Origin of the sequence: Rhodococcus sp. (in: high G+C Gram-positive bacteria) (assembly GCF_049286785.1) — a bacterium.
Classification (GTDB): Bacteria; Actinomycetota; Actinomycetes; order Mycobacteriales; family Mycobacteriaceae; genus Rhodococcus_F.
Window position 1 is genome coordinate 1 of the sequence record NZ_JBAQEO010000930.1, and the last position, 3,374, is coordinate 3,374.

Here is a 3,374-nt window from a genome sequence, read left to right on the forward strand (position 1 = left end):
GACTTCCTCGAGGCCGCGATTCAGGACTACAACGCCACCTTCAACACCAGCTTCGACACCTCGGCCGACAAGTTCCAGAACTACTACAAGGACCTATCCCTGCGGCTGAAGAACCGCGAGATCGACCTGGTCATCGTGGTCAACATGTTCCTGACCGGCTTCGACGCAACGACGCTCAACACGCTGTTCGTTGACAAGCGCCTAGTCAACCACGGCTTGATCCAGGCCTACTCGCGCACCAACCGCATCCTCAACTCGGTCAAGACCTACGGCAACATCGTGTCCTTCCGCGACCTGGAGGAAGAGACCAACGACGCCATTGCCCTGTTCGGCAACAAGGAAGCCCGCGGCATTGTCCTGCTCAAGCCGTACGGCGAGTACCACGTCGAGTACGCCGCACGCACCCAGGAGCTGCTGGAGAAGTTCCCGCTCGACCAACCGATCATCGGCGAGACGGCGCAGAAGGACTTCATCGCGCTCTTCGGCACCATCCTGCGCCTCCAGAATATTCTGACCTCCTTCGACGAGTTCGCTGGCAACGAGATCCTCACCGAACGTCAGAGCCAGGACTACCGCAGCGTCTACCTCAACCTCTACGCCGAGTTCCGCAAGGAGGGCGAGAGCGAAAAGGAATCGATCAACGACGACGTCGTCTTCGAGATCGAGCTCATCAAACAGGTCGAGATCAACGTCGACTACATCCTCATGCTCGTCCAGAAGTGGCGCGAGGCCCGTGGCAACGGCACGGACCAGGAAGTCGAGGCGGTTACGCAGATCCGGCGCGCGGTCGACTCCAGCCCGACCCTGCGCAATAAGAAGGACCTCATCATGGACTTCGTCGACTCTGTCTCGGCCAGCTGCGAGATCGATGAACAGTGGTGCGCCTTCGTCGCTGCCAAGCGCACCGCGGAACTCGACGCGATTATTACCGACGAGAATCTCAATCGGGAGGAGACCACGGCGTTCGTCCAGCACGCCTTCCGCGACGGGATCATCCCGACCTCTGGCACCGCGGTCACCAGGATCTTGCCGCCCGTCTCACGATTCTCGCCGGACGGCGGCCATGGCGAGAAGAAGCGTCGTGTGCTGGCACGACTCGGCGCGTTCTTCGAGCGCTTCTTCAGCTTGTCGTCTGAGAATGGGAACGACCAACCGGTTCGCCCATGATGCCGCCGGGTTATTGGCCACTGCGTCGATATGCAGCTCTTCGCCGTTAGCAGTGGCATTGATGCCGGCTGGGTGCGCTCCGCCGGGATCGGTGGGTGCAAGCCCACCGTACCCGGCGTCGTTGGTTGTCGGGATTGCGGAACCCAAACGCGATCCGTCCGACTTGCTTGACGATCCGGTTGCAGCCTTCGCTATGCGAGTCGAAATTGACGTCATGTCAGCCCGCACCGCTCGGTAGTCACACTCGAGCCCCTGGCAAGGAGCTACTGGCGTGTCCCCGGTGAATGAGTCCACTTGGTTTGGAGTCCTTGTTGCCCCGACCTGGGGGGGCGCATCACCGTCCTGCCGATCCCCCACTCGCGGGGAGAGTCCGGACCCCGGAAGTAGGGACGACACAGGATGACACTACGGGCGACCGGACAGCAGCAGACCTCGAGTGTGAGCTCGCCATGCTCGCCTCCGTCCGCGCCTACCTCACCGACGCCGAAGAGGAGGATTTCCGACTACCGACCACCGCCGTCGCCAAGGTCCTCGACGAACTAGGCGGCCTGGACCGCAAGAGCTGACCTCGGCACTTCCCCATGCTGACGGCCTGGCGGACAGGCCGGGCCTGTCGACGCGCCGCTACCCTGTCGGACTCGAACCGGTCGGTGCCGAGTGACCGAAACATCCTCGGCGACAAGGAATCGGCGGTATCCCGGAAGTTCGTGGCGATGACCGAGACCGCACTGAACCGCCTGCCGCGAACGTGACACCGGTGACGATCAGGACGTCGATCGCCGGCCACCACCGGCATATCGTGGCCCAGAGGCGGTCGGTTTCGGGCATGTCGACCTGAACGTAGTGCCCGAGCCGCATCTTCTCCTGGTGGGCGTCGGTCAGCGACGAGCAGGCCGGTAGGCGCCTGAGTTGTTCTTTGATGCCCCAGGCGGCGGCGAGTTCGTCGGTCGGATCATCGCTGGTGAACGTGGCCCGCAGACGAGCCCGGCCGCGAGGCGACAGGGTGTCCGCGCCGCGTAACAGGAGCCGCCGGTTCGCCCACGACGGATCGACCAACCTGCCTCTCCTGTTCTTCTGCTGTTGCGAAAGACGTTGCCGCACAGTAGCACCATGTCGTTTGCCAGTTTCACGAGGTGGAACGCATCGACACTGATGGCGGCGTGCGGCAGGTTGGCGGCGATCGCTTTCGCGAAGGCCGCGGACGGATCGATCGCGACCACCTCGATCCGGTCGCGCCAGGCCTGAGGTCGCGCAGCGAGCCACGCACCGACACCCTTGTTGTCGCCGTGGACATCCAGGGCTCGTAGCGCCGCCACTTGCCCGTGGGCAACCGGAAGTAGCGCACCCGCCGGAAGCGGTGCTCATCGAGCACGACGACATGAAAGCACCCCATGGTCAGTGCCGCTCGATTATTGCGCTTAGCGCCGGATTCGACGTGACTGCTCCCCGACCCCCGATATCTTGTCTTGTCTGGATAGGGTTTATTTGGCGGTGGTGCTGCCCGAAATGTACGCCGCACGGAGGGCATTGAGGAGTTCCGGGGTGACGGTCTTGGTTTGATTGCCACCGCCGATCCTGATGCCGACTAGGGCCTCGACCTCATCGATGTACTCTGCCGCGCGCCGTTCAAAGACGCTGCGCCAGAAGGAGAGCGCCGGGACTCCACTGGCGTAACACCACACCGACACCAGCCCGGCCTTCTGATCGGCGAATCTAGGCAGAAGTATGACGCTGCCAGCGTCCGAGAAGTACGTCTCGGGAGTGATGGCCGAAACACGCGCTAGGTCCTCAACCCAGTCAGCCAGCATCGTGAGGGTTGCACCGTTCTCTCCGTCGACGTTCTGTATGTGCTCACGGAACGGTTGAACGCCAATTTCGAGATGTCCTGAACCTTGTGGTGTCCGCCTCGTCGCGCGTTCGAGTGCAGGCTCCGGCTGGTGGTCGGGATCCAGCCGTTGCGGGACGGCGATCTGGTGGCCGCCGACCGTATACGCGTGGACCGCGATCAGATCTAACGACAAGCCTGTTGTCACCGATTCCAAGTACCCCATGAGATTGACTAATTCTGCTGGAGCTTCGTCAAGCACGATCACGACCCGAAATGAACCTGCCGCCAGGTGCTGGTTGATCGATTCTTCAAACTGGTCACGAGTAAGACTGCTCTCGTCTTGAAGAGACTCCTGAACCAACTCATGGAGGGTGCGCCC

General features: G+C 62.2%; 3 protein-coding genes and 2 pseudogenes. 1 reads left to right on the top strand and 4 read right to left on the bottom strand.

Annotation, left to right across the window (positions count from 1 at the left end; translation table 11 throughout):
• Positions 1-1,167: type I restriction endonuclease subunit R, EcoR124 family (locus WAW17_RS33780; protein ID WP_422337182.1), on the top strand; the 1,167-nt coding region annotated here is incomplete at its 5' end.
• A 46-nt stretch (positions 1,168-1,213) separates the two neighbouring features.
• Here WAW17_RS33780 and WAW17_RS33785 read toward each other — a convergent pair.
• The 4 genes and pseudogenes from WAW17_RS33785 to WAW17_RS33800 all read right to left on the bottom strand — a co-directional run.
• Positions 1,214-1,357 (bottom strand): annotated as a pseudogene (locus WAW17_RS33785) (ISL3 family transposase); the annotation flags it as partial.
• 434 nt (positions 1,358-1,791) lie between these two features.
• Positions 1,792-2,223: a transposase gene (locus tag WAW17_RS33790; RefSeq protein ID WP_422337184.1), complete on the bottom strand. Its 432-nt coding sequence runs from the start codon at positions 2,221-2,223 to the stop codon at positions 1,792-1,794.
• 110 nt (positions 2,224-2,333) lie between these two features.
• Positions 2,334-2,483 (bottom strand): annotated as a pseudogene (locus WAW17_RS33795) (ISL3 family transposase); the annotation flags it as partial.
• Between the two features lie 165 nt (positions 2,484-2,648).
• The coding region (locus tag WAW17_RS33800) for a hypothetical protein (RefSeq protein ID WP_422337183.1) at positions 2,649-3,374 on the bottom strand (726 nt) is incomplete at its 5' end.